General features: G+C 45.0%; 27 protein-coding genes. 8 read left to right on the top strand and 19 right to left on the bottom strand.

Annotated features, from left to right (window positions below; all coding sequences use genetic code 11):
* Positions 1-58: 58 nt before the first annotated feature.
* Positions 59-550: an acetolactate synthase small subunit gene (ilvN, locus tag OA79_RS14465; protein WP_063333944.1), complete on the bottom strand. Its 492-nt coding sequence runs from the start codon at positions 548-550 to the stop codon at positions 59-61.
* A 2-nt stretch (positions 551-552) separates the two neighbouring features.
* Entirely contained in the window at positions 553-2265 is a 1713-nt protein-coding gene (locus OA79_RS14460; protein ID WP_063333943.1) for an acetolactate synthase 3 large subunit, read from the bottom strand.
* 427 nt (positions 2266-2692) lie between these two features.
* Here OA79_RS14460 and OA79_RS14455 point away from each other — a divergent pair, with 427 nt between their 5' ends.
* Both OA79_RS14455 and queG read left to right on the top strand, forming a co-directional pair.
* Complete coding sequence (locus tag OA79_RS14455; RefSeq protein WP_063333942.1) at positions 2693-2953, top strand: hypothetical protein; 261 nt, start codon at positions 2693-2695, stop codon at positions 2951-2953.
* Positions 2954-3010: 57 nt separating this feature from the next.
* Entirely contained in the window at positions 3011-4084 is a 1074-nt protein-coding gene (queG, locus tag OA79_RS14450) for a tRNA epoxyqueuosine(34) reductase QueG (RefSeq protein WP_063333941.1), read from the top strand.
* A 36-nt stretch (positions 4085-4120) separates the two neighbouring features.
* Here queG and OA79_RS14445 read toward each other — a convergent pair whose 3' ends face one another.
* Positions 4121-4984, bottom strand: coding sequence for an acyl-CoA thioesterase (locus tag OA79_RS14445; RefSeq protein WP_063333940.1), 864 nt, complete (start codon positions 4982-4984; stop codon positions 4121-4123).
* Between the two features lie 178 nt (positions 4985-5162).
* On the opposite strand from OA79_RS14445, the gene moaA reads away from it, so the two are divergent.
* From moaA to OA79_RS14425, 4 genes are all read left to right on the top strand, one after another.
* A complete protein-coding gene (gene moaA, locus OA79_RS14440) occupies positions 5163-6158 on the top strand; it encodes a GTP 3',8-cyclase MoaA (RefSeq protein WP_156486278.1) in 996 nt (331 codons plus the stop codon).
* Positions 6159-6169: 11 nt separating this feature from the next.
* Entirely contained in the window at positions 6170-6718 is a 549-nt protein-coding gene (gene moaB / locus OA79_RS14435; protein WP_063333938.1) for a molybdenum cofactor biosynthesis protein B, read from the top strand.
* Positions 6718-7908: a molybdopterin molybdotransferase MoeA gene (locus OA79_RS14430; RefSeq protein WP_063333937.1), complete on the top strand. Its 1191-nt coding sequence runs from the start codon at positions 6718-6720 to the stop codon at positions 7906-7908. The genes moaB and OA79_RS14430 overlap by 1 nt, the downstream gene beginning before the upstream one ends.
* A gap of 92 nt (positions 7909-8000) precedes the next feature.
* Positions 8001-8429, top strand: a complete 429-nt coding sequence (locus OA79_RS14425) for a HepT-like ribonuclease domain-containing protein (protein ID WP_063333936.1) — start codon at positions 8001-8003, stop codon at positions 8427-8429.
* Between the two features lie 17 nt (positions 8430-8446).
* On the opposite strand, the gene OA79_RS14420 is transcribed toward OA79_RS14425, so the two are convergent.
* Together OA79_RS14420 and serB are read right to left on the bottom strand one after the other, a co-directional pair.
* Positions 8447-9373, bottom strand: a complete 927-nt coding sequence (locus OA79_RS14420; protein WP_063333935.1) for a LysR family transcriptional regulator — start codon at positions 9371-9373, stop codon at positions 8447-8449.
* Positions 9374-9497: 124 nt separating this feature from the next.
* A complete protein-coding gene (gene serB / locus OA79_RS14415; RefSeq protein WP_063333934.1) occupies positions 9498-10409 on the bottom strand; it encodes a phosphoserine phosphatase SerB in 912 nt (303 codons plus the stop codon).
* Between the two features lie 230 nt (positions 10410-10639).
* On the opposite strand from serB, the gene OA79_RS14410 reads away from it, so the two are divergent.
* Entirely contained in the window at positions 10640-12091 is a 1452-nt protein-coding gene (locus OA79_RS14410) for an AhpA/YtjB family protein (protein WP_063333933.1), read from the top strand.
* 93 nt (positions 12092-12184) lie between these two features.
* Here OA79_RS14410 and rpoS read toward each other — a convergent pair whose 3' ends face one another.
* From rpoS to OA79_RS14345, 13 genes are all read right to left on the bottom strand, one after another.
* Entirely contained in the window at positions 12185-13180 is a 996-nt protein-coding gene (gene rpoS, locus OA79_RS14405; protein ID WP_063333932.1) for an RNA polymerase sigma factor RpoS, read from the bottom strand.
* A gap of 30 nt (positions 13181-13210) precedes the next feature.
* On the bottom strand, positions 13211-13993 hold the full coding sequence (locus OA79_RS14400; protein ID WP_063333931.1) for a peptidoglycan DD-metalloendopeptidase family protein: 783 nt from the start codon (positions 13991-13993) through the stop codon (positions 13211-13213).
* An 86-nt stretch (positions 13994-14079) separates the two neighbouring features.
* Positions 14080-15003 carry a DUF368 domain-containing protein gene (locus OA79_RS14395; protein ID WP_063333930.1) on the bottom strand — a complete coding sequence of 308 codons (924 nt, stop codon included), beginning with the start codon at positions 15001-15003 and terminating at the stop codon, positions 14080-14082.
* Entirely contained in the window at positions 14996-15661 is a 666-nt protein-coding gene (locus OA79_RS14390) for a protein-L-isoaspartate(D-aspartate) O-methyltransferase (RefSeq protein ID WP_082825482.1), read from the bottom strand. Before OA79_RS14390 ends, OA79_RS14395 begins: the two co-directional genes overlap by 8 nt.
* Positions 15658-16404 (bottom strand): 5'/3'-nucleotidase SurE, encoded by a 747-nt coding sequence (gene surE, locus OA79_RS14385; protein WP_063333929.1) that lies wholly within the window; start codon positions 16402-16404, stop codon positions 15658-15660. The genes OA79_RS14390 and surE overlap by 4 nt, the downstream gene beginning before the upstream one ends.
* The gene (truD, locus tag OA79_RS14380) at positions 16382-17476 is read right to left on the bottom strand and encodes a tRNA pseudouridine(13) synthase TruD (protein WP_063333928.1); all 1095 of its coding nucleotides are present in this window, start codon (positions 17474-17476) and stop codon (positions 16382-16384) included. The genes surE and truD overlap by 23 nt, the downstream gene beginning before the upstream one ends.
* A complete protein-coding gene (gene ispF, locus OA79_RS14375) occupies positions 17473-17964 on the bottom strand; it encodes a 2-C-methyl-D-erythritol 2,4-cyclodiphosphate synthase (protein ID WP_063333927.1) in 492 nt (163 codons plus the stop codon). Before ispF ends, truD begins: the two co-directional genes overlap by 4 nt.
* A gap of 15 nt (positions 17965-17979) precedes the next feature.
* On the bottom strand, positions 17980-18705 hold the full coding sequence (ispD, locus tag OA79_RS14370) for a 2-C-methyl-D-erythritol 4-phosphate cytidylyltransferase (protein ID WP_063333926.1): 726 nt from the start codon (positions 18703-18705) through the stop codon (positions 17980-17982).
* The gene (locus tag OA79_RS14365; RefSeq protein WP_013797108.1) at positions 18702-18980 is read right to left on the bottom strand and encodes an FtsB family cell division protein; all 279 of its coding nucleotides are present in this window, start codon (positions 18978-18980) and stop codon (positions 18702-18704) included. Before OA79_RS14365 ends, ispD begins: the two co-directional genes overlap by 4 nt.
* 106 nt (positions 18981-19086) lie before the next feature.
* Complete coding sequence (gene eno, locus OA79_RS14360) at positions 19087-20382, bottom strand: phosphopyruvate hydratase (protein ID WP_063333925.1); 1296 nt, start codon at positions 20380-20382, stop codon at positions 19087-19089.
* A 93-nt stretch (positions 20383-20475) separates the two neighbouring features.
* Entirely contained in the window at positions 20476-22110 is a 1635-nt protein-coding gene (locus OA79_RS14355) for a CTP synthase (RefSeq protein ID WP_063333924.1), read from the bottom strand.
* A 169-nt stretch (positions 22111-22279) separates the two neighbouring features.
* The gene (locus OA79_RS14350; RefSeq protein WP_063333923.1) at positions 22280-23236 is read right to left on the bottom strand and encodes a PDR/VanB family oxidoreductase; all 957 of its coding nucleotides are present in this window, start codon (positions 23234-23236) and stop codon (positions 22280-22282) included.
* Positions 23237-23261: 25 nt separating this feature from the next.
* Positions 23262-24356, bottom strand: coding sequence for an aromatic ring-hydroxylating dioxygenase subunit alpha (locus OA79_RS14345; RefSeq protein ID WP_063333922.1), 1095 nt, complete (start codon positions 24354-24356; stop codon positions 23262-23264).
* Positions 24357-24572: 216 nt separating this feature from the next.
* On the opposite strand from OA79_RS14345, the gene OA79_RS14340 reads away from it, so the two are divergent.
* A complete protein-coding gene (locus OA79_RS14340; protein WP_063333921.1) occupies positions 24573-25280 on the top strand; it encodes a GntR family transcriptional regulator in 708 nt (235 codons plus the stop codon).
* A gap of 11 nt (positions 25281-25291) precedes the next feature.
* Here OA79_RS14340 and OA79_RS14335 read toward each other — a convergent pair whose 3' ends face one another.
* Entirely contained in the window at positions 25292-25591 is a 300-nt protein-coding gene (locus OA79_RS14335) for a DUF6482 family protein (protein WP_063333920.1), read from the bottom strand.
* Positions 25592-25666 lie beyond the last annotated feature (75 nt).

Here is a 25666-nt window from a genome sequence, read left to right as displayed (position 1 = left end):
AGGCCGCGATAAATCGCGGCCTTTAAAGGTGACAAGCAGTTGTACATTTAGTCCACAATCAAAGAGACAATGTTTTCTCACCACGAGCAATACCAGAAACACCTGTTCGGACTACCTCAAGCAAGTGTGCTCCACCTAATGCTTGTAGAAAACCATCCAATTTGTCGGACTCACCAACAATTTGAACGGTATAGATCGACGGTGTCATGTCCACAATGTTACCACGGAAGATATCGACCGTACGCTTCACTTCTGCTCGTTGAGCACCCGTTGCGCGCACTTTCACCAACATCATTTCACGTTCAATGTGCTGTCCTTCGGTCAAATCCACCAGCTTAACCACATCAATCAACTTGTTTAGCTGCTTGGTGATTTGCTCAACCACTTGATCCGAACCAAATGTGGTCAAGGTTAGACGAGACAAGGTTGGATCGTCCGTTGCGGCAACGTTCAAAGACTCGATATTAAAGTTTCGCTGAGAAAACAAACCCACTACGCGCGACAAAGCACCAGGCTCATTTTCCATTAGTACAGAAATAATATGTCGCATAATTAGGTTCGCTCCGTCTTACTCAAGAACATATCGCGCATAGAGCCGCGTGGCACTTGCATTGGATAAACGTGCTCTTCTGGATCCACGTAGCAATTGATGAAGACCAATTGGTCTTGCATTGCAAACGCTTCTTCCATCTTGGCATCAAGTTCATCTTTGGTTCGAATTTCAACATACTTGTGACGATAAGCGTCCATCAGTACTTTGAAATCCGGCAATGAATCCATGTAGGAATTCGAATAACGACCTTCATAGTTCATATCTTGCCATTGGCGAACCATGCCAAGATAACCATTATTAAGACATAAAATCTTCACCGGCAAGCCGTATTGCAAACAAGTAGACAGCTCTTGAATATTCATCTGAATACTGCCTTCACCGGTTACACAAACCACGGTTTCTTTCGGGAAGTTCATTTTGACGCCCATCGCCGCCGGTAAACCGAAGCCCATCGTGCCTAAGCCACCTGAGTTTACCCAACGATTTGGCTTGTCAAACTTGTAATACTGAGCAGCAAACATCTGGTGTTGGCCCACATCCGAAGCCACAAATGCGTCTCCTTTTGTGGCACGCCAGCAAGCTTCAATGGCCGCTTGTGGTTTAATTTTCTCACCACTTGTGTCGTATCGACCACCGTGTACTGCACGCCATTCATCAATCTGTTTCCACCAAGTTTCCAAGGCTTCGGTATTACTCTGCTCGCCAGCCACTAATGACTGCATTTCTTCTAATACCTGAGTAACAGGTCCGACAATTGGCACATCTGCACGAATGGTCTTAGAAATTGCCGCAGGATCAATATCAATGTGAATGATTTTTGCGCCAGGACAGAATTGGTCTGGATCATTGGTGACACGATCATCAAAACGCGCGCCCACCGCCAAGATCACATCACTGTGATGCATGGTCATGTTGGCTTCGTAACTGCCGTGCATGCCTAACATACCGACAAATTGACGATCCGTTCCTGGGTAAGCACCCAAGCCCATCAAGGTGTTGGTCACAGGTACATTTAAGGATTTGGCTAGATTGACCAATAAATCCGACGCACCACCCATGATGACACCGCCACCAGCGTAAATGACCGGACGCTTAGCCGCTAACAACAGCTCAACCGCTTTTTTGATCTGACCACTGTGGCCTTTCGTCGGTGGCGTATAAGAACGTAATGAAACCGACTCAGGGTATTTGTATTCGAATTTCTCACCCGGCATGGTCATGTCTTTCGGCACATCGATAACGACAGGACCGGGACGGCCACTGGACGCAATGTAATACGCCTTTTTCATGATGGCGGGGATTTCAGAAGGATGCTTTACCGTAAAGCTGTGTTTTACGATAGGACGCGAAACACCGACCATGTCGGTTTCTTGGAAGGCATCTTCACCAATCAGGTAACTCATTACCTGACCACAGATAACCACCATTGGGATAGAGTCCATGTAAGCGGTCGCAATACCAGTGACCGTATTGGTTGCACCAGGCCCAGAGGTAACCAGCACGGTGCCAGCCTTACCTGTCGCGCGTGCATAACCATCTGCCATGTGGGTAGCCGCTTGTTCATGCCTAACCAGAACGTGCTTAACATCAGATTGACGATGCAAAGCATCGTAAATGTGAAGTGCGGCACCACCTGGATAACCATAGATATATTCAACTCCCTCATCTTTGAGGAAGCGGGCGATCATTTCACCACCGGATAATAACTCCACCTTGTTACCCTCTATAGTATTTATCTGCTGTTAAAATTATTAGTGCGGCTATTGTAACCGCATACGACAAGCAGATTAAAGTTGATAGAACGAAGTTTGCTGAACTAACTGAGGTAACTTTAAAAAAAGAACACTCAAACGCAATAAATCGCAGTTGTTACACTGCCCGCGTCTTTTCGCGAGGAGAAGCATAAAATAACGATATTGCGTCATGTTATGCTTGTGCTTATCAGACTGACTCTGATTGAAATGAGCTAGTGGCTCAAAGATATGACCTTATCGACTGGATGGTGTCGATTTATAAGAGGTCAATTCTCGCTTTGAGGCGATATATTGTCAACAGCAATACACGAAAACAAACAGAAAAACTTGCTCTAATATCCGCTTCATGGTGTCATACGCAGATTATTTGATTAGGAGTTTTACCATGGCTAACGAACTAAACCAACAACGCATCATCGACGAGTTCTTACGCTGTTTCCGTAAATTATTAATGGACCCTAAACTGGCTTCTGAATTAGTGCGCATTGCCAAAGAAAACATCAATGAGCCAAATGCTTATCAACGCATTGCAGAAGAAGTGTCTAGCCAGACCACCTTGAAAATCCCAGAAGAACATACCGAAGCGGATCGTATGTTTATCAAACTATTAATGGACGTCGTGAAAGGCGATGCCTTACTTTACTAATCAAATTGACTTTCGCTAGGCAGCCTTTGCCTAGCGTCAAGATAAACCGGATTTTCCTTGCTGCCTTCTTCACTTTCCACACCAGACGACCTTGCAAAACTGGTCACTGATATAAAAACATGGGCAACCGAATTTGGCTTTGCCGATGCACGCATTGTGGATCCCGACCTTGGACAACACAAAGACCAATTCAACAACTGGTTAGACAAAGGCTATCATGCCGGCATGGATTATCTTGCTAACCATGGCGACATGCGCTTCTACCCTGAACAACTCCATCCAGGCACACGCCGAGTTATTTCCTTACGCATGCACTATCTGCCGCAATCAGTGGAAACGGTAAAACGCCTGCAAACCACAGAAAAAGCTTACATTGCTCGTTACGCTTTAGGCCGTGATTACCACAAACTGATCCGTAAACGTCTCACGCAACTGGCCAAGAAAATACAAGAACAGGTTGGCGACCATGGTTACCGTGCTTTTGTCGACAGTGCGCCCGTATTAGAAAGACAAATTGCCGAACAAGCTGGCATGGGCTGGATAGGAAAAAACACCTTATTGTTAACCCCAAAAGCAGGCAGCTGGTTTTTACTCGGGGAAATTTTCACCAATTTACCCTTACCAGTGGATAAACCAACAAAAACGCGTCATTGCGGCAGTTGCGACGCTTGTTTAACTCAATGCCCAACCGACGCCTTTGTTGAGCCTTGGGTGCTGGATGCAGGCAAATGCATTTCCTATCTCACCATTGAACATAAAGGCCCTATTCCTGAAGCGTTAAGAAGCAAAATGGGCAATCGCATTTTTGGCTGTGACGATTGCCAATTAGTTTGCCCTTGGACTAAATTTGCCAAGCACACAGAAGAGGACGATTTTCACCCCAGACACAACCTAGATAGCGCAGACTTAGTCGAGCTCTTTCTGTGGGATGAAGACACCTTCTTAAAAAATACCGAAGGCTCTCCCATTCGCCGTACTGGTTATGAAAACTGGCAGCGCAACCTTGCCGTTGCCCTCGGCAACGCCCCTACCACAGAGGAAACCATAAAGGTCTTACAGCAGGCGCTTGAACACAGTACACCTTTAGTCCAAGAGCATATTCAATGGGCGCTCACGCAACATCTGGGTTAATCATGCCTGAGTTCGTCTATCGATCCTCTCTTTAGACTATTTGTCTTTCGAGTAGCGAATCAAACCTTCTTGAGCTGTCGATGCGACCAACTCTCCTTTTTGATTAAAGATTTGTCCCCGTGCAAACCCTCTCGCTGAAGAAGCCGACGGCGAATCTGCAACGTACAACAACCACTCATCTAAGCGGAATGGACGGTGGAACCAAATCGCATGATCCAAACTGGCTATGTTCAAATACGGGTTGCCAATGGATAAACCATGGGGCATCAAGGCGGTTTCAATAAAACCATAGTCCGTGGTGTACGCCAGCATGGATTGATGAATCAACTCATCATCTGGTAACGGAGCAACACTGCGAATCCACATATGGCGCTTAGCAATACCAGGACGAGGACGGAACGGATTTTGGTTCTCCACAATACGGTATTCAATGGGACGATCAGCAGTGAAGATTTCACGCACTTTTTCTGGGATTTCTTCTGCATGCGCTCGGAATAAAGACAGTTCTGATTTAAAAGACTCAGGACCGGGCACATTTGGCATGGCATCCTGATGATCTAAACCCGGCTCTTGCAGATGGAAAGACACCGTCATCACCAAAATACTCTTACCAAACTGAGACGCCACCACACGACGTAGACTGAAACTGCCGCCATCACGGACTATTTCCACGTCATAATGAATCGGCTCGGCGGAATCACCTGGGCGTAAAAAGTAGCAATGCAATGAGTGAGGAAAACGCCCTTCTACCGTTTGCGTGGCCGCACTTAGACCTTGGCCAATAACATGGCCACCAAACAGTTTTGGAAAACCTATGTCCTGACTACGACCGATAAACTGAGTGTCAGATACTCGTTCTAGTTTCAATAATTCAATGAGATTATTTACAACAGGGTTCAAGATGCCACTCCTCGACAACAATAATTGCACCCTATTATGACGTTTTTTCACTCGTCCCACGATCCGCAAATTCAGATAAAATATGAATTCCTCGAATTAATCTCGCGAAAACCGCCTTGCTACTTTACTAACACAGGTCTTTTTTGCTTTTATGACACTCTGCAAGTGGAGAAATGTCTTGGCTACGTCTGAACTGATCGATCCTTTTGGTCGCAAAATTGATTATTTACGCATCTCGGTAACCGATCGATGTGATTTTCGTTGCACCTATTGTATGGACGAAGACGTTTCGTTTTTAGCCCGCGAACAGATACTCTCCTTGGAAGAAATTGTCTTTGTGGCACAAACCTTTATTGCCATGGGCACCAAACGTATTCGCATTACAGGTGGTGAACCGTTAGTTCGTAAAAACATTCTTTGGGCAATTGAGAAAATCGCCAATACCCCCGGATTGGAAGAACTCACCATCACCACCAATGGCTCACAATTGGCAAAAATGGCCCCAGCCTTATTGAACGCAGGCATCTCACGCATCAACATCAGCTTAGACACCCTGAAAGCCGAGCGTTTTTACCAGCTAACGCGACGAGATAAGTTCCAACAGGTCATTGACGGCATCGAACGCGCGGCCCAACTGCCTTTTAAACGCTTAAAACTCAATAGCGTCATTTTAAAAGGCCGTAATGATGATGAAGTGCCAGCCTTGGCTGACTTTGCTCTAAACCGTGGTTTGGACATCAGTTACATAGAAGAAATGCCTTTGGGTATGATCCACGATCATGATAGAGCGGCCACGTACATGTCCAGCGACGATGTGATCGAAGCGATCTCGGGACATTACCAATTAAGCCCTAGTACCATGACCACAGGCGGCCCGACACGATATTATCAAGTCGCAGGGTATGAGAATCGTATCGGTACAATTTCCCCGCACAGTCATAATTTTTGCGACACCTGTAACCGCGTACGCTTAACCGCAGAGGGTCGCCTGTTACTTTGTCTAGGCAATGAACACTCGAAAGACTTAAAAAGTCTTTTACGAGTCCATCCAAACAATACCCCGTTACTCGAAGAACGCATTATTGATGCTTTGGCACTCAAGCCACAGCAACATCACTTCAATCTAGAAGAAGCGCCGCAGATACTTCGCTTTATGAGCGCAACTGGCGGCTGAGAAGGAATACAATGGCAAAAACAGCAACCCCATTTCGACCACTAAACATCAGTGTTTTAACCGTTTCCGATACTCGCACATTGGCTGAAGATACTTCTGGCGAAGCATTAATTGAGATGCTGAACGCAGCTGGCCATCACCTTAGACAGCGTCATATCGTCAAAGACGATGTCTATCAAATGCGTGCCGTCGTCTCTCAATGGATTGCCGATGAAGACACCCATGCGGTACTCATTACCGGCGGTACAGGGTTTTATGCTCGCGACAGCACACCTGAGGCCATGACACCTTTGTTCGACAAAGCCATTGATGGTTTTGGGGAACTGTTTCGCCAAATTTCCTATGAAGAAATTGGCACATCAACCATTCAATCTCGTGCCATTGCCGGTTTAGCTAACCGCACCTTAATATTTTGCTTACCAGGCTCCACAGGCGCTTGCCGAACCGCTTGGAACGGCATTTTAAAAGAACAATTAGACGCCTCCCATAGACCATGTAACTTTGTTGGTATGTTACTTGGGCCTTTGACCCCAAATAGCGCTCATGGAGTCACCTCTTAATGTCGAATTTGCTTGCTTTTGAAGAGGCGTTAACCGCTATCGAAAAGGCCGCTACAGTGCGTGTAGAAACCGAAACCTTACCCTTATCGAAGACATTAGGTCGTATCTTAGCGAGCAATATCGTGGCACCGATGAACGTCCCTCCACAGGCCAATAGCGCAATGGATGGTTATGCCATTGCCTATCAAGACTGGCAAGATAGCAAAGCCTTTAGAGTCAGCCAACGCGTTGCCGCAGGACAAGCACCACAGCCCTTACAAGCTGGCACCTGTGCACGAATCTTCACGGGCGCTATTTTACCCACAGGGGCAGATACCATTATCATGCAGGAAAATGCCCAAGTTGAAGCCGAGCGGGTCCGTTTTCTTTCAACACCACAACAAGGCGATCATGTCAGACCAAGCGGCCAAGATATGAAACAAGGCCAAACCATTGCTTTGTTAGGCCAGCAACTGACTGCCATGCAAATTGGTCTACTTGCCAGCTTAGGCATGACTCAAGTTAGCGTATTTAAACCATTGCGAGTGGGCATTCTAACCACAGGGGATGAATTGGTCTCGGCAGGATCCCCACTACTAACCGGTCAAATTTACAATTCCAATGGTCCCATGCTCGACGCTTTAGTCACTGAAGCCGGACATAGGGTGACCTGCTCGCTGCACGCAGCGGATACGCCAGAAGCAACAGAACAGGCTTTGCAGCAATTGACCAAAGAATGTGACGTAATCTTATCATCGGGCGGTGTTTCAGTTGGCGAAGAAGACCATGTGAAACATGTTCTGGAAAAGCTCGGCACATTGCACCTATGGAAAATTGCCATCAAACCTGGCAAGCCATTGGTGCATGCCAGCTTAGATGGGGTTCCTTTTTTAGGATTGCCCGGCAACCCCAGTTCAACCCTAGTGACGTTTCATTGGTTTGCCCGTTTATTACTATCGGTGTGCGCTGGCGCGCAAGCGACGAGACCGGAAGCTTACAAAGTGAAAGCCGGATTCCATCGTCCCAAAGCCATTCAACGAGACGAATTCTTACGAGTGACAATCCAACAGGGTAAAGCGTACCCACATATTCAACAAAGTTCCGGCGCTTTGTTAGCCGCCTGTGAAAGCCAAGGCTATCTGCACATCAAAGCACGAGAATCCGTACAAGAAAACCAAGCATACGATTTCTACCCTTTTAACAGTTTCTAAACCTCCAATCTTTTCAAAATAGCCAATGCTCACCTAAACTGATGATAGCGTACTGAAGAAAGTGCGCTTTCATCTATTAATGAGGTGCTCAAATGAGAGACTTAAATTGGGAAAATGCTCTTTATGATCATCAGCACAGTATGATCAAAAGACTCGACTCATTTCGTAAGCAAACCAAAAACGGAGAATACAACCGTGATGAAATGATGATCATAGAGCATTCGTTTCAACTTCTCGTTGCCTCTATGCTGGATCTGGCAAAATACGTTTTAAAACATCATTACCAAACGGAAGTGCACGCTCGTAAAGATGTGCTAGAAGCGCTTCTCAAACACAAAGATGTGACTTTCGAACAGGCCGAACAAATCAAATACTTGATGCAATTAAGAGACTCCATTCTGCACGATTATTTGGAAGAAAATTTCGACAGTTTAGCGGAAGCCATGACGTTAAAACGTTATAGTCTAGTGGAAGTATTAACCAAAGAATGGGTCAGTCGTTTAGCTAACTTGGAACCATAAAACGAGCTCAGAGCGCTTTAAGTGGATTGTGTAGCATTAAGAAAAGCCTGTCTTAATAAACCACGAAACCAAATATGCGCGGAATCATGCTGGTAACTTTCATGCCAAATCATAGAATAATCAAAGCTGCGCGTTTGAAACGGTAACTCAAACAGCTCTATGTCTGATGCCGTCTGTACCATGTCTTCAGCAAAGAGCCTTGGCACAGTTAATAACAAATCACTGTTCATAACCGTTCTCGCCGCTGGCACAAAGTTCGGTAAATGCACAGACACATGTCGTTTGTGTCCCAGTTTATCAAGCTCCCGATCCACCGCAAAAAATTCACGCCGCCCTAGGACGACTTGAACATGGTCCGCCTGCAAATAAGCATCGAGCGTTAACCCTTGAGTAAGAAGAGGATGCTCCTTACGCGCCAAACACACCATACAATCACTTTGCAAACGCATTGCTCGTATACCTGGCGGTGGCTCCTTCGATAAAACGGCCACAGCCAGATCAATATTACGTTGATCAAGCTCGGTGACCATGTCTTCGTTCCAGGATTTCACATCCAGTACCGCGCTGGGGGCTTCCTGTCGAAACTGATCCAGTATCTTAGGCAAGACGGTTAGCGTGCCAAAATCTGTGGTGGATAAAGAAAAGCGTCGCTGGCTTTGTGCAGGATGAAATTCGACGGGTTGTATCAGGTTTTCGAGATTTTTCAGCGTATCGGTCAAATAAGGCGCCAAGCCTTGTGTCTTCGCCGTTGCTGACAAGCCATGAGAAGTTCGAATAAACAAGGGGTCATCAAACACATCTCTTAAACGAGATAAGGAGCGACTCACAGCAGGCTGGGAAACATTTAAACGAGAGGCGGCTTTGGTCACATTTAGCTCTTCAATCAGAACTTGAAGCACATAAAGCAAATTCAGATCGATGTCCGACAACTTGATTTCTGACACAACCACACCTCATTTAGACTTATTATTATAACTGATGATCATAACAAGCTTTTCTAGAAGACCATAGTTTTCCCGTTGAATCTGCCCAAAATCATCAATCTAACAATAAGAAAAGCAAACAAAATTAAGCTTCAAGACGTTTTATTTCCGCTGAAGTCATACCTAAAAGATATAATATTCCATCTAAACCAAGCTGGTTCATCGGACAAGGCGCTTGTTGACGAACAAGTGGTTTGGCATGTAACGCCACCCCAAGAGCGGCCTGATTAAGCATCAACAAATCGTTAGCACCATCGCCACACGCAATGGTTTGCGACCAATCCACTTGCTGTTCGCTCACGATTTTAGACAGCAAGAACTTTTTACGCTCACCATCGACAATCTCACCAAGGTGCTTGCCAGTTAACACGCCATCTTCAATTTCTAAGACATTGGCATGAACTTCACTCATCTGATATTCCGCTTGCACTCGGTCTGCAAAGTAGGTGAAACCACCTGATAAGATCGCGGTATGCCAACCAAAGTGATTAAGCACAGACATTAATCTGGCAATCCCATCCATCGGTTGAATACGCTGATAGACACCGTCCATTACATCACTGCTCAATCCCTTTAAAAGCGCTAATCGTTGCACAAAGCTTTCCACAAAATCGATTTCGCCTCGCATGGCGCTGGCTGTCACCGCTGCAATTTGCTCACCAATGCCCGCTTCAACCGCTAATTCATCCATGACTTCTGCTTTAATTAACGTCGAATCCATGTCAAAGACGGCCACACCGCCCGCTTTGATGTCTAGGGCCGTGGTTTGTAGGATATGATCTATGCCAGTTTCATCAGCCAAAGTTAACAATTCAGCTCGCAACGCATCGAGCTCAGGAAAACCGCCCACTAACGTCACTTGAGCCACTCTTATCGCCTCATGATCATCCGATAATAAACGCGTCTCAGCAGAAAGATTTTGACGATTTAACCAAGCATGGAACTGTTTTAAATAGTCGGTTCCAAACGATCCAATAAGCGTAATACTAGCTGACATAGGGCTTCCTCAAATAATGTGCTGCCTACTATAACAAATCGTTTTCTTTTCTCTAAGCAGGATTTATCTCACGAGGTGGATAACATGAGTAAGAGTAAAAGCCTTACTGATTGTTTAGAAAAACAAAAACTTATTCAACCGGCTTCGATGTCACTTAAAGATTTCAGAAAACGGCCGTTATCATGTGTATACTTAAGTCATTGTTCTGTGTATAAGCCTAAAGGAAATGAATGGACACCCAATCAAAAAAGAAGGTTTTCTCAGCGTTCATACGTAAGCGACTCAGCGCCTCTACGATTACGGTCGCCACGTTCCTTTCATTAATGATTCTAACCGTGTGTATTTTTTGGTACACCATGACGCACGCGCTGAGCAATTATCTTTCCCAGCAAACAGAAGTATTAGGCAGCAGCCTGGCAACACAAGCCGCTTTCAATGCCACTCAATCCATTTTGACTAACGACCTACTGAGTTTAAACGTTCTGCTAAATCGCCTAGTGGTTGATGAAAATATCCTTAGCGCACGGGTCTACAATAAGAAAGACGAACTCTTAGCCGAAGCAGATAGTAGTGGCGCAGGCATCCGCTCTGAACAAGAACTGAGACCCAGTGAAAAACGTCGAGTATACAGCTCTAGTATTAAATTCCGCGATGAAATCGTTGGACACGTTCTTATCACGCTAGACAAGACACCAGCTCAAGCCACATTGCAACACCTTAATAACTTACTCATTGGCGTGGCCATTTTTATCTCCACCATCGCCCTGCTCTTCATCGTTATTCTCACTCGCTGGTTATTTAATCCCATTAATGACATCCGTGATGCATTAATTAACCTGGATAAAAAACAAAGAAAATCGACCCTTGTAGAACCGGTTTACAAAGAAGCACGCCTACTCTATCAAGCAGTTACCGAAACTCGTCCGAAGAAAAAAGCCGCCAAAGCTATTTCCAATACAAAAACGAACACAACGGAAACGTTACCGGAAGAAGAAATCAGCCAGGTCGAAAAAGCCCAATTTGAAATGAACTTTGACGCAATATTTGAAGAATCAAAACAACGTAATTGCTTACTTTATTTCGACATTCTCAACCTAGAAAAATGGCACGAAGACTTATCGCCGCTTCAAGTAGCGAATTTATTAACGCCCATTTACCGAGCCATGTTTCAAGCCAGTGAAACTTACCTAGGTCAAGTTCACCAATACCAGAATGACGCCGCTATCATTCTCTTTAGCGCTGAACACTGTGAAGACAATTTATATTTGAATGCAGTTTGTACTGCTGAATTATTCATTGGATTAGTCGAAAAGCTCTATGAAAATGAGCTCTACGAGGAAGCGCCAAAACTCGACTTTCATTTAGGCCTTCACCAAGGTAATACGCAAATCTCGCATATGATCAAAGCAGACAAACTGGAGCCTGAAAAAATAACTGGGGTACTTGATAAGGTCGCTCAATTGAAAAAAACCGAGCACATAAATAAGCTGGTCATAACAGATGACATTTTTACCTTATCACAAATCCAAAACCGTGTGTTTACTAGCCTGCCCGATATCATTGAAGAAGATGGTGAAGAAATCTTGGCGTACGAAGTCAAAGGATTATCCGATAAATACAGCCAACAAATACAACAATATATCCTCGACATGACCGACTCTGAAGCGCTAGCAAAACAGTAAAAATAGACGGCAAGATAAAATAGAAAAACACAAACTAAAAGGCCCAAATGCTATTTGGGCCTTTTGCGTTATATGGCTTGTGAAGAGCGTGGTTTATTCATTCATGCTAATCACATCATCCAGTGACAAACCTTCTTTGTCTAAGATTAAACGTAATTTACGTAACGCTTCCACTTGAATCTGACGCACACGTTCCCGTGTTAAACCGATTTCTGCCCCAACGTGTTCAAGTGTACTGGCCTCGTGACCACGAAGCCCAAAACGGCGCGTAATCACCTCACATTGCTTCTCACTTAGTTCATCAAGCCATTGCTCAATGCCTTGCAACACGTCACCATCCTGACGATCTGCTTCGGGCCCTTGATGCAAGTCATCTGCCAAAACTTCGACTAAGCTTTTGTCGTTATTTTCGCCACCGAAAGACGCATCAATAGAACTGACTTTCTCATTCAGTCCCAGCATTTTCTGCACATCTTCCACAGGACAATCAAGCTTGTCTGCAATTTCTTCAGGGCTCGGTTCATGATCTAACGTTTGAGTCAGTTCACGAGCAGCTCGAAGATATACATTAAGCTCTTTTACAACATGAATGGGTAAACGAATGGTTCGGGTTTGGTTCATGATGGCACGCTCAATGGTTTGACGTATCCACCATGTCGCGTAAGTTGAAAAACGAAAACCTCGTTCCGGATCAAACTTTTCTACCGCTCTAATGAGCCCTAAATTACCTTCTTCAATCAGGTCAAGTAAAGACAACCCACGATTGAGATAGCGACGGGAAATTTTCACAACCAATCGCAAATTACTTTCGATCATGCGTTTGCGCGCTTTCTCATCACCTTTCAAAGCGAGGCGCGCAAAATAAACCTCTTCTTCTGCAGATAAAAGAGGTGAAAAACCGATCTCACTCAAATACAGCTGAGTAACATCCAAACTTTTAGAAGAGTCTGCTTCCGCGTATCGAGCATTGACTGCAGATTCAAATTCTTCATCCGCTGCCTCTTCTTGATAGCCATCAAGTGTATCAAGGTCAAAGTCTCTGACGCTCGAAACCTTAGCTGTATTTTTATCCATGCTTGCTAACTTCATACCCCCTCCTTAAAAAACGCTAGTTTTTACTCAATTTTTGGGTAATACATCTAACGGATTAATCGGCTGTCCATCTCGGCGAACTTCAAAGTGAAGCAAGGGTCTATCTGTCCCCTTACCACCGATTACAGCAAGGGAATCACCAGCTCGAACACTTTGCTTTTCTTTTACTATGATTCTTTCGTTGTACGCATAGGCACTCAAGTAAACATCATCGTGTTTCACGATCACTAGGTTTCCATAACCAATGAGACCGCTGCCTGCATACACAACAACGCCATCTGCCGCTGCCTTCACCAAATCACCTTTCTGTGCTTTGATGTCTATACCTTTACTACTAACCCCAGCGTTTGAAAACCCCCTTTTCACTTCACCCTCAACAGGCCAAGCCCATTTAATGTCTTTTGTAACGGGAGTCGTGGTTTTTGTTGCCACTTTTTTAGGCTCGTTACGACTGACAGAAGGAAGTGGTTTTGGCGTGACTTTAGCCGTTTGAGAAGACACCTGCGACGAGGATTTGGATTGTGAAGATGTCGCCTTTTTCGCCTCTTTCAAACGTATTTTTTGATTAGGATAAATGACATAAGGGGCATCAATATTATTGGCATTCGCCAAGGCGCGATAATCCAAGCCGTAGCGAAAGGCAATAGAAAACAGGGTGTCGCCGCTGCGGACGCGATAGTACCCAGACGCAGGAACAGAAGAAACACGAGCATGATTTGACGAATAAGATGACGTATTTTTATCTGGGAAATGCAGAACTTGATAAGAGCATCCTGTCAAAAAAAAGCACAGTAAAACCAATTGAGCCATATGACTGACTAAGGTCTTTTTGACAGGCTTTTTATCATGACAACTAAAGATAATATTTCCCTCAAACAATAGAATTGTAGCGTTTATTAACTTTTGTCTTCATTTCGTAAATAAATGTAAGACGCACAAAAAATCACCAAAACACCAACTAAAATAAAAGCCATTGGCACCACCAAATCATTCAACAATTGATAGTCAGATACTTGCCAAGGCCATATTAAATTTGTTTCTACTGGTATGCTTTTATCCCCAATTTGTTCCCAACTTAAGGTCTCTTTCCAAGGCCAGACTTTCACTAAAGCACCAAGCATAATGCCTGTTAAAAACGATAAGGTCATGGCATGAGCTTTATGCAATAAATAATTCAGCAACTTGGAGAAACTCAGTAAGCCAACCAAGGCCCCAGCGGCAAAAATGACAATCACGGTGAGATCCAAACTTTTTACCGCATTCAGCACAAAACCATACAAGCCCATTATCAATAAGAGAAAACTGCCTGAGATACCAGGTAGGATCATAGCGCAGATCGCAATCATCCCTGCGAAAAACACCATCATATTAGAGGTATTCATAGTCGTAGGCACTAACAGTGATAGGCTTGCACCAACAGAAATACCGACAATGAGAGCAATACCGTGACGAACAGAGAAAGACTTGACCTGCTTTAATAAGAACACCGCAGACGCCAAAATCAAACCGAAGAAAAAGCTCCACAAATAAGTAGGATACACCACCAATAAATGGGTAATGAGGCCAGCGATCAGAAAAATACTGGTCACCACACCAGCACCTAATGCCAATAAAAAACCACCATCAAAATGACGCCATAAGGCTTTCACGTCGCCTTTGAATAGCATTTGAATGCTGTCTTTATTAACGCCGCTGAGGGCTGCGATCAAACGATCATACACCCCAACAATAAAGGCAACCGTACCACCAGATACCCCTGGCACAACATCCGCCGCGCCCATTAGGACGCCACTTAAATATATTTTAAGCCATTTAGGCATGTTCCAATCCTTCTAATAACGGGACAAAGTAAGCAGACTCATTGCCCAAACACTTCCAACGTTCCCCTTCTTTACGCCAACACCCTATTTGTGGCGTAGGGTGATCAATCGGCATAATCAGAATGCCATTTTCTTTTAAACAATTTGTCAGTGCTAAAGGGATTTTACTGGCCATCGCAGTGATAATCACGGCATCCATTTCAATACGGTGAGGCCAACCCGCTTGCCCATCCGCAAACAGATATTCAATATTATTGATGCCCATGGAAGACAACCTTTGCTTAGCCTGTTGGAACAAAGATTGCTGGCGCTCTACGGTATGCACCTTATTAAAAAAATGCGCCAAAATACGAGTCTGATAGCCAGAGCCGGTACCAATTTCTAACACACGACCCAACCTGGCATATTGCAATAACCACTCCGTCATTCTGGCCACCGTTAATGGCTGACTAATGGTTTGGTTACGACCTATGGGTAAGGGAGTGGCAGAATAAGCCAAATGTGAAAAGGCGGGTTCCACAAACTCATGCCGAGGAATATTACCCATTAAAGCCAATAGCTCAGAATGAGTAATACCCTGCTGTTCAAGCTGATGAATCATACCGGAGGCTCTTGGCTCCGTATGTGTGATTAACCAATTAAGGTCATGCTGGCTCATAGTGTGACGATATCAATCCATTTTTCCAAAGAAGATTTTGCTTCGTAGCAGGTCATGTCTGTGTGAATCGGCGTCACGGAAACATAGCCATTTGCCACCGCATCAAAATCCGTACCTGACGATGCGTCATACGGATCCGATAAGGCGCCAATCCAATAACTTGGCATCCCACGAGGGTGCTGAGCGGAAACAGGCGCTTGTGCTTTATGACGATATCCTAACTTAGTAACACGAATGCCTTTGATCTCTTCATAAGGCAAATCCGGCACATTCACATTGAGCAATACGCCAGTAGGCATATTCAATGTATGAGTGTCTTTTAACAAAGCCAATACGACTTGCGCTGCGGTTGCAAAGTGTTGATTGCCAACCAATGACACGGCTAACGCAGGACGACCTAAATGCCTTGCTTCCATAGCGGCCGCCACGGTACCTGAATAAATTACATCATCCCCTAAATTAGGACCATGATTAATACCGGACACCACCAAGTCGACTTGCCCATCAATCACCCCAGACAAGGCCAAATTGACACAATCACTTGGCGTGCCGTCTACTTTATACGTCTTCTCCGCCACTTTACTGGGTTGCAAAGGACGAGTAAGGGTAAGCGAGTTACTGGCACCACTGCGGTTACGATCAGGCGCAACCATCAAGGTGTCATAGTGCGCTTGTAGATGTTTTGATAAGGTCTGAATGCCCAACGCATCAATGCCATCGTCATTCGCGATCAGAATTCTCATGATACTTCTCAGCTGATTTGTCCGTAAAATTCATCATCTCTCGCAGAATACTGGTAGCGAAACAACCTTTCGGTAACGAAAATTCAAGTATTAACTGGGTCTTGCCCGTATCTTCCTTTAGCAATTCCCAGGCCATGTTCATTGGCACCAACCTGGCTAGACGACTGTCTCGAGATAAACCAAAATCCATTAAGGCTTCAACCAGTTCTCCATGGTCTGCCAATGACGCTTTTATAGCGGCTTCTCTTTGGGGTCCCGTACCCGCTTCCCAGCCTGGGCTTAGCAAGGGCAATACCGGGCTTATCTGGCCTCGCGCCACACTCAAATGCATCAAGGCTGATCGTTGCTGTACTCGGAACTGTTCTTCTTTATGCTGAAATTGTGCAATATCCGCATCGCACAAACGATTCCACATGCCATTTTCAACCTGATCACTCAAGGCTTGATTGAAGCACCAAGAACGAATAGCAGACAACCAAAAGGACTCTGTCTTTGATAATTTGCGACGACTTTGCCGCCCTTTTAGGACAAACTCTTTGCCGTTGTGCAAATTATTACCGTTAATACCAAAACGCTGAGGACCATAATAGTTCGGCACCCCACCTTGCTGTATCAACTGCAAACGCGCTTCCAATTCTTCTAGATCACCCGCCACATTACGCAACCGAATGATAAAACGATTAGCAAAATGCGTTCCCGTTTTTAGCTTTTTAGAATGACGTAATTGAGCAATCAAACGGACACTCTCAGGTTCACGGAAGGCCTGATGAAGGTCCGATAAATCCGCTTCCTCATTCAGGGTATGCAAACAAAACCATTGCCGTGTACAAGCATGACGATCCTTTACGCCACTGTAAGTCACTTTATTCGGCGCAATCCCAGCCAATTGAGCTAAGCGCTTTGCTAAGAAGTCAGTATTAACGCCTAGCTTTTCAATAAACACATAACAGAACTCACCTTTTCCATCTGGTTCAAAGCCGAGCTGTTCTTCCACATAAAAGTCTTGGGCATGTGTTTTTAGGTCGCCCGTATTGGTAGGTTCTGACCAAGCGTATTGCCAATCCGTGTTCATAAGACTCCTTGCTTATACAACAATGCCACCGCTTCCACCGCAATGCCTTCTTTGCGCCCGGTAAAACCCAACTTCTCTGTTGTCGTGGCTTTTACATTTACCTCTGACATAGCGATTTCAAGGTCTTCGGCAATATTGGCTCGCATGGCATCAATATGTGGTCGCATTTTCGGCGCTTGCGCTAGAATAGTCACATCTACATTGCCAACCAGTAGCCCCAATGCTTTGATTTCAGCGAAAGCACGCTTTAGTAAAATGCGACTGTCCGCCCCTGAAAATGCTGCATCGGTATCAGGAAAATGCTTACCGATGTCGCCTAAAGCGGCTGCGCCCAGCAAAGCATCTGTCAGGGCATGCAACACAACATCCCCATCTGAATGAGCAATCAACCCTTGCGAATAAGGAATCGACACGCCACCTAGAATAACATGATCACCCTCGCCAAATTTATGAACATCAAACCCATGACCTATACGAAATGGCATCATAAAAATAACTCCAACTTAATGCGCTTTTGAATTTGATAAGTGTGAAAAAAGCGCCTCGGCTATAATCAAGTCCTCGGGCAATGTCACTTTAATATTACTGTTTTCACCCATCACCAAGTCTGGCTGCCAGCCTTGCAACTCCATAGCGGAACATTCATCGGTAACCTGTTTACCGTCCATTTGAGCCTGGTCTAAGGCGCCTAATAACGCGCCCAAAGGAAATTTTTGTGGTGTTTGGGCCAACCAGATATGACGTCGATCTAATGTGCTTTTTACTTTTGAGATCGGTTCCACTGAGCTAACAGCCTCTTGTTGTTTCACCGTGTCTTTTGACGGCATCGCCAACAATGCTCCCTGCGATGATTCATGCTTAATAATACGCGATAACGCACTCTGGGATAACAACGGTCGAGCCGCATCATGCACTAACACGTGCTGCTCATCTTGAAGCGACGCTTGTTGCAGTAACTGCAACCCTTTTTGTACCGTGTCACAGCGCTCCGCCCCACCGACATAAGTTCTCACACGTGGATTATCAAACCATTTTGACGCTGGCCAATAGGCATCGTTCGCTCCTAAGCCAACCACCACCCCCGCAATCCATGGGTGTGTTAGAAACACCTCAATGGTGCGGTCCAAAATGGTTTCGCCGGCCAGGGATAAATATTGTTTAGGGCAATCAGACAACATACGTTGTCCCACACCAGCGGCAGGAATAATCACCCACATTGCCTGGCTCATCTTTTTTCCACCATACGATAAAACACTTCACCATCTTTAATATACTGAAGCTCTGTACGAACATGCTCTTCCACCGCTTCTTCACCTAAACGTAGATCTTCAACCTGAGCACGTAAGGCATCATTACGATGCTTCAATCTTTGATTAATGCGTTCTTGATAGGCAATTTGCTTAGCCAGCTCTTCCTGACGTTTTACCCCTTGCTCACCAAAATATAGGTGATAGCACTGGTATCCAATGGCACAGACAAAAAAAGCCAATAATAAACGCGCCATAATATCCTCTACGATTAAAAAAACTGTCCCTTATTATCAAAGGAATCGCATGAAAAAAACAAAAAAAGGGAGAACTAAGTTCTCCCTTTTTTTAGGTCAAGCAGAATTAAGCTTGACCCTTGATCTCAGAAAGACCTTTGTAAGGTGCTTTACCACCTAATTGCTCTTCGATACGTAGCAATTGGTTGTACTTAGCAACACGGTCAGAACGACACAAAGAACCTGTCTTAATTTGACCCGCCGCCGTACCAACTGCCAAATCAGCAATCGTTGCGTCTTCAGTTTCACCTGAACGGTGAGAAATCACCGCTGTGTAACCTGCGTCTTTAGCCATTTTGATCGCTTCAAGCGTCTCAGTCAAAGAACCAATCTGGTTAAACTTGATCAAGATAGAGTTAGCGATGCCTTCATCGATACCGCGCTTCAAGATTTTAGTATTGGTTACGAAAAGATCGTCACCAACCAATTGGATCTTGTCACCCAGAATCTTCGTTTGGTAAGCAAAACCTTCCCAGTCAGATTCGTTTAAACCATCTTCGATGGAAACGATTGGGTAAGCCTCACATAACTCGGCAAGGTAATCAGAGAAACCTTCTGAAGAGAAGACTTTACCTTCACCTTTCAAGTTGTACTTACCGTCTTCGTAGAACTCAGATGCAGCACAGTCCATCGCAAGGGTAATGTCTTTACCTAACTCATAACCTGCCGCCGCAACGGCTTCTTTGATTACAGCAAGAGCTTCCGCGTTAGAAGCAAGGTTTGGAGCAAAACCACCTTCATCTCCCACCGCGGTATTCAAACCACGAGCACTCAAGACTTTTTTCAAAGCGTGGAAGATTTCCGCGCCGTAACGTAGCGCTTCACGGAAGTTTGGCGCGCCGACTGGCTGAACCATGAATTCTTGAATATCAACATTGTTGTCAGCGTGCTCACCACCATTGATGATGTTCATCATAGGCACAGGCATAGAGTATTGACCAGAGGTGCCGTTCAAGTCAGCAATGTGAGCGTATAAAGGCACTTTCTTAGAGATTGCGGCGGCTTTCGCGGCGGCCAAAGAAACCGCCAAGATAGCATTTGCACCAAAAGTTGACTTATTTTCGGTGCCATCAAGATCAATCATCACCTTGTCTAGCTCAGCTTGTGCCAGTGCATCTTGCCCAATCAAAGCATCACGAATAGGACCATTTACAGCGGCAACTGCTTTTAAGACACCTTTTCCTAGATAACGACTTTTATCGCCATCACGTAGTTCCAAAGCTTCACGAGAACCGGTAGAGGCACCAGACGGTGCACACGCTGAACCTACTGAACCATCCGCCAAAATCACATCAGCTTCAACAGTAGGGTTACCACGAGAATCCAATACTTCTCTGGCTTTAATATCAACGATTTGACTCATAACAAACCTCTTCAAATAGATAAAAAATCACAAACAGCCTGTTTGCATTAGAAAGTAATAAATAACGCTTTCTTACTTATTCGCTTTCTTTACTTATTTTTCTTTTCCTGCGTATTTCAATGCCGCGTGAACAAAGGCACTGAATAAGCCGTGACCATATCTAGGTGTTGACGTAAATTCTGGATGGAACTGACAAGCGACATACCAAGGGTGATCAGCAATTTCGATCATTTCAACCAAAGAGTTGTCTTCTGAACGACCTGAAATCGTCAGACCTGCCTTTTCTAAATCAGATACGTAGAAGTTATTCACTTCGTAACGATGACGATGACGTTCCGTGATCACCGCTTTACCGTAAGCATCAAAGGCTTTTGTGCCTTCTGTGAGATTACAGTTCTGCGCGCCGAGACGCATCGTTCCACCTAGATCGGATTCCTCTGACCGGATTTCTTTGGAACCCTCTGCATTAGTCCATTCTGTAATCAGACCAACAACTGGGTTCTCTGCTTTTAGATTAAATTCAGTGCTGTGCGCACCGTCTAATTTTGCCACATTACGAGCAAATTCAATAACCGCTACCTGCATACCCAAACAAATCCCCAAATAAGGTACTTTGTTTTCTCGAGCATACTGTGCGGTCAATATCTTACCTTCAACACCGCGTTCACCGAAACCACCTGGTACCAGAATCGCGTCCATACCTTTCAACGCTTCTGTACCATTTTCTTCAATGCTTTCAGAATCGATGTAATGCAATTTCACTTTCGTACGCGCATGAATACCAGCATGATCCATGGCTTCAATCAAAGACTTGTAAGCATCCAGCAATTCCATGTATTTACCAACCATGGCAATGTTAATTTGCTTCTCAGGATTCAATTTGGCTTGCGTCACTTTGTTCCAGATGGCCAAATCTGGCATATTGCAGTCTAGATTGAAGTATTCCACGATCAAGCTGTCTAGGCCTTGGTCATTTAACATTTGTGGAATGCGGTAAATCGTGTCGGCATCCGGCAATGAAATAACAGCACGCTCTTCAACACTGGTAAACAAAGCAATTTTCTTACGCTCAGGCGCCTCAATGGTCACTTCAGAGCGGCAGATTAGAATGTCTGGCTGAATACCAATAGAACGCAATTCTTTCACAGAGTGTTGCGTTGGTTTGGTCTTAGTTTCACCCGCCGTACGGATGTAAGGAACCAAGGTTAAATGCATGAACAAGGCACGGCGAGAACCCAATTCCACTTTTAATTGACGAACCGCTTCAAGGAAAGGTTGCGACTCAATGTCGCCAACGGTGCCACCGATTTCGACTAAAGCAACATCAGCGCCTTCGGCACCCGAGATAACACGTCGTTTGATTTCATCGGTAATGTGCGGAATAACTTGAACCGTACCACCAAGGTACTCACCACGACGTTCTTTTTTCAATACATGCTGATAAACACGACCACTGGTAAAGTTATTACGTTTACCCATTTTAGTGGAAATGAAACGTTCGTAGTGACCAAGGTCAAGATCGGTTTCAGCGCCGTCTTCAGTAACGTACACTTCACCGTGCTGGAAGGGACTCATGGTGCCAGGATCCACATTGATGTACGGATCCAGCTTTAACATGGTGACTTTTAGCCCACGAGATTCAAGAATGGCCGCTAAAGAAGCAGATGCCAATCCTTTACCAAGAGATGATACTACACCACCTGTTACGAAAATATATCGTGTCGCCATGAGTGTTTAACCCGCCTTAAAAATAGATAAATATGAAATTTGATGATGCTGAAAAATGCACCTTCAGGACGGGAGGAAATGATAGCATCGCTGGCCCCATCTCTCAATGTAAAACATCCTTGTTTTGCATTCATTCGAGGCAAAAAATGACACACATAAAAAGCGTGCCTTACAAGTCCAGTTCTAGAATTTTCGACTTAGCGCGAGAGCAACATGGCATAACCCAATGACCCTGTTGTCGCTCCGCTTCCGTCAAGAACACATCTCTATGATCAGGAGTGCCACTTATCACACCGGTTTGACAAGTACCACACACACCAGACTCACAAGAGACAGCCACAAATACCCCATGCTGATCCAGCGCCTCAAACATGGTTTGATGTTCCGACACCTCGATCAATTCCCCTGTGCTGTGGATTTTCACTTGGAATACCGCATTATCCGATTCGTCCTCTGACGCGTCGGGGGCGGCAAAAAATTCTCTATGCAACTTATCTTCTGCCCAACCTTGCATTCGGGCTTGGCTTAAAACCTCATTAATAAAATCCGCTGGACCGCAAACATAAAGCTCCCCATCAAAGGCATGACGAGATAAAACATTCACCATGTCCATGCGACCAGAATCAGCCTGCTGACTAAAATGAAAAAACATTTTGTCCGCAAAGGAGGCCGTTTTTAATGACTCTGAAAACGCCGCTTTCTCAGGCGTTTTAGCACAATAATGGAATTCAAAAGATCGACCCTGCTTTTGTAATTGCTGTGCCATCGGTAACAACGGCGTCACACCAATACCACCTGCAATCAAAACACTATGACGAGGACTGTCAATCAGACCAAAATGGTTACGAGGCGCACTAATTGCCAGCTCGTCGCCAATGATCAGACGGTGCACTTCTTCAGAACCGCCACGAGATTGCGGGTCTTTCAGCACCGCCACTTCGTAATACTGTGGTTCAACCTGTAAACGACACAAAGAATATTGGCGAATCAGACCACTTGGCAAATGCACATCAATATGCGCTCCAGCTTCAAAAGTAGGCAAATCCGCCCCATCAAGGCTCCCCAAGACGAGTCGCACAACATTTTGCGCTTCCGCAACGACGTTTTTCACAACCACTGGAATCATTTCAACAACCTCATTCCCAAACCAACTAAAAAGAAATCACTTGCAGCGGACCATCAGATGGCGCCGCTTTGACATTTTCTTGCTGCTCTTGTGCAATAATACGCTCAATGATTTTTCGAGACTGCACACCACCAGCATCAATGTCCAGTTTCAATAAATCATAGTCGGGAAATGCTAATAAGTTTTCCTGCTGCCGCTCCAAGACCTCTAAATCTTCCTCGAAAATCGCCCCTTGCCCTTCTCGAATGCGATCCGTTAGCGCTTCGTCTTGGGGATTAAAGTTTCGCGCCATCCCCCAAAAATACCAGATAGAGGTGTCACTTTCAGGGGTAATGAAATCCACTACGGTACTACTGGCTTTATGATCGTTACTGGCCTCAAAACCACCCTGTCCAGCATGCGCCACACCCACATCAATCATCACATGAGACGGTGGACTGAAACGGCAAATCTGCCAACGATCGACAGGAACATCGTCTGCCAAATTATTGCCACGTAACGCCGCTTGCCAGAATGGCGGCGGCATGATGTTTTCCATGAAACGACTGGTAATGACTTTATCACCATCGACTTTGGTATCCACAGGTGATTCATCAATTTCTTTCTGCCCGATACTGCTCGCATGAACGTAAGTTTCATGAGTCAGATCCATCAGGTTATCAATCATCAAGCGATAGTCACAATTAATGTGATACAGGCCGCCACCGTAAGCCCATTCTGGGTTGTCGGCCCACTCTAATTGCGGAATCAAAGAGACATCCGCTTTGCTTTGTTCACCGGGCCAAACCCAGATAAACCCGTAACGCTCTTCGACTGCATAGGATTTCATACATGGAAAACCTTGAACTCGTTGCAGTGGCATCGACTGAGTTTTACCATCCGCGCCCATTTTTAAGCCATGGTACCCACATACCAAAAGCCCATCTTCCACATACCCTAACGATAAAGCCGCACCACGATGCGGACAAAAATCGAGAACCGCGGCGATCTGGTCATCATGAGAGCGGTAGAAAGCCATGCTTTCACCACAAATTTTACGGCCAAGAGGTTTGCTGCCCGCCACCTCTTCAGACATGGCGGCCACATACCAAGCATTTTTGGGATAGGTTTGTTGCTTCATTAGGATACTCCTGCTTCTTATTGTATTTATTGGATCCAATATAAAACAAAAAAACATAATAACAAGTCTAAAATCACAAAATTGGATCCAATAAACCTTTTTTGAATGACTCAGCCAACTTTATAATGTCAAACCACATCAAATTGGATCCAATTTTACATTCTCGTCATATGCGCTATTATTCTCTCTTTCTTTAATCTAGAACTGAGAGAAGGCATGAGTAAATCGGGTCAGGAAGTAATCAGTCGATTAAGACAAATGGTGCTGTCAGGCGAACTGGCCGCGGGGGAACGGATTGCTGAAATTCCGACAGCTGAACGACTCGGTGTGTCACGCACTCCAATTCGCATCGCATTTCGAACTCTGGAACAGGAAGGTTTATTAACCAAGCGACCGGCACGCGGTTATGAAGTACGACAAGTGACCTTATCAGACATCACAGGTGCCATTGAAGTCAGAGGCGTACTTGAAGGCTTGGCCGCCAGACAAGCCGCAGAAAACGGGCTATCGGAAGGCCAAAAGATAGAATTAAAACAATTGCTTCAGGCGGGCGACCAACTGTTTGAAAACGGTCAACTTGATGAACAAGACTTGGCGCAATACCACGACATCAATCAGCGCTTTCATCAAATCATTATCGACGCCAGCAATAACCCAGCCATTTATGAAGCACTTAGCCGTAACGAACACTTACCTTTTGCTTCAGTGAGTGCACTGGCATTCGACCGCAATAATTTGGTACTGGAATTTCGCCGCTTCAACTTTGCTCACATGCAACATCATGCAGTGTTTGATGCCATCAGCCAAGGCCAAAGCAGCCGAGCGGAATCCATCATGCGAGAACATGCCAACGCCACACTAGGTTACGCCAAAGTCTTCTCGCAAAAAGAAGACACCAACGAAAAAATGCAAGTACTGCAGTAAAAGGCGAATTATTACGCTAAATCTGTATTACCCAATGGTACTTCTAGAGTATTTCCCGCCATGCTTGGTGGCTGCCCAACCATCTCATCGTAGGCACTTTGATGACATAACACCATGGCATCCACCTGCTTTTCTTTAAACAAGGATTGCAGCTCGAGTTTGTTGTGACTGGTCATAAAGCGCCCTTTGCCATCCATAACATAATCCTCTTTACCATCCACCACCACTGACAACTGATAGAGATTTGACTCCAAGGAGTGCAACTTTACTTTGTCAAAATGTTGAGTACGTTTTAATTCTTTTAATTGCATACTGAATGGCCTCAATGGTTCATTAGAAGGTATTATTGGTACGCAGAGAAAGCCATAAAGGTTCAGTGATTATTT

The sequence above is a fragment of the Marinomonas sp. TW1 genome, assembly GCF_001625355.1.
Lineage (GTDB): Bacteria > Pseudomonadota > Gammaproteobacteria > Pseudomonadales > Marinomonadaceae > Marinomonas.
This window is presented reverse-complemented; position numbering and strand designations above follow the sequence as displayed.

What these genes read in the sequence shown, in the direction of transcription:
- ilvN (WP_063333944.1), bottom strand. Translation starts at nt 550, where the DNA reads ATGCGACATATTATTTCTGTACTAATGGAAAATGAGCCTGGTGCTTTG.
- OA79_RS14455 (WP_063333942.1), top strand. Translation starts at nt 2,693, where the DNA reads ATGGCTAACGAACTAAACCAACAACGCATCATCGACGAGTTCTTACGC.
- moaB (WP_063333938.1), top strand. Translation starts at nt 6,170, where the DNA reads ATGGCAAAAACAGCAACCCCATTTCGACCACTAAACATCAGTGTTTTA.
- OA79_RS14430 (WP_063333937.1), top strand. Translation starts at nt 6,718, where the DNA reads ATGTCGAATTTGCTTGCTTTTGAAGAGGCGTTAACCGCTATCGAAAAG.
- OA79_RS14425 (WP_063333936.1), top strand. Translation starts at nt 8,001, where the DNA reads ATGAGAGACTTAAATTGGGAAAATGCTCTTTATGATCATCAGCACAGT.
- serB (WP_063333934.1), bottom strand. Translation starts at nt 10,409, where the DNA reads ATGTCAGCTAGTATTACGCTTATTGGATCGTTTGGAACCGACTATTTA.
- OA79_RS14410 (WP_063333933.1), top strand. Translation starts at nt 10,640, where the DNA reads ATGGACACCCAATCAAAAAAGAAGGTTTTCTCAGCGTTCATACGTAAG.
- rpoS (WP_063333932.1), bottom strand. Translation starts at nt 13,180, where the DNA reads ATGAAGTTAGCAAGCATGGATAAAAATACAGCTAAGGTTTCGAGCGTC.
- OA79_RS14400 (WP_063333931.1), bottom strand. Translation starts at nt 13,993, where the DNA reads ATGGCTCAATTGGTTTTACTGTGCTTTTTTTTGACAGGATGCTCTTAT.
- OA79_RS14395 (WP_063333930.1), bottom strand. Translation starts at nt 15,003, where the DNA reads ATGCCTAAATGGCTTAAAATATATTTAAGTGGCGTCCTAATGGGCGCG.
- OA79_RS14390 (WP_082825482.1), bottom strand. Translation starts at nt 15,661, where the DNA reads ATGAGCCAGCATGACCTTAATTGGTTAATCACACATACGGAGCCAAGA.
- surE (WP_063333929.1), bottom strand. Translation starts at nt 16,404, where the DNA reads ATGAGAATTCTGATCGCGAATGACGATGGCATTGATGCGTTGGGCATT.
- truD (WP_063333928.1), bottom strand. Translation starts at nt 17,476, where the DNA reads ATGAACACGGATTGGCAATACGCTTGGTCAGAACCTACCAATACGGGC.
- ispF (WP_063333927.1), bottom strand. Translation starts at nt 17,964, where the DNA reads ATGATGCCATTTCGTATAGGTCATGGGTTTGATGTTCATAAATTTGGC.
- ispD (WP_063333926.1), bottom strand. Translation starts at nt 18,705, where the DNA reads ATGAGCCAGGCAATGTGGGTGATTATTCCTGCCGCTGGTGTGGGACAA.
- OA79_RS14365 (WP_013797108.1), bottom strand. Translation starts at nt 18,980, where the DNA reads ATGGCGCGTTTATTATTGGCTTTTTTTGTCTGTGCCATTGGATACCAG.
- eno (WP_063333925.1), bottom strand. Translation starts at nt 20,382, where the DNA reads ATGAGTCAAATCGTTGATATTAAAGCCAGAGAAGTATTGGATTCTCGT.
- OA79_RS14355 (WP_063333924.1), bottom strand. Translation starts at nt 22,110, where the DNA reads ATGGCGACACGATATATTTTCGTAACAGGTGGTGTAGTATCATCTCTT.
- OA79_RS14350 (WP_063333923.1), bottom strand. Translation starts at nt 23,236, where the DNA reads ATGATTCCAGTGGTTGTGAAAAACGTCGTTGCGGAAGCGCAAAATGTT.
- OA79_RS14345 (WP_063333922.1), bottom strand. Translation starts at nt 24,356, where the DNA reads ATGAAGCAACAAACCTATCCCAAAAATGCTTGGTATGTGGCCGCCATG.
- OA79_RS14340 (WP_063333921.1), top strand. Translation starts at nt 24,573, where the DNA reads ATGAGTAAATCGGGTCAGGAAGTAATCAGTCGATTAAGACAAATGGTG.
- OA79_RS14335 (WP_063333920.1), bottom strand. Translation starts at nt 25,591, where the DNA reads ATGCAATTAAAAGAATTAAAACGTACTCAACATTTTGACAAAGTAAAG.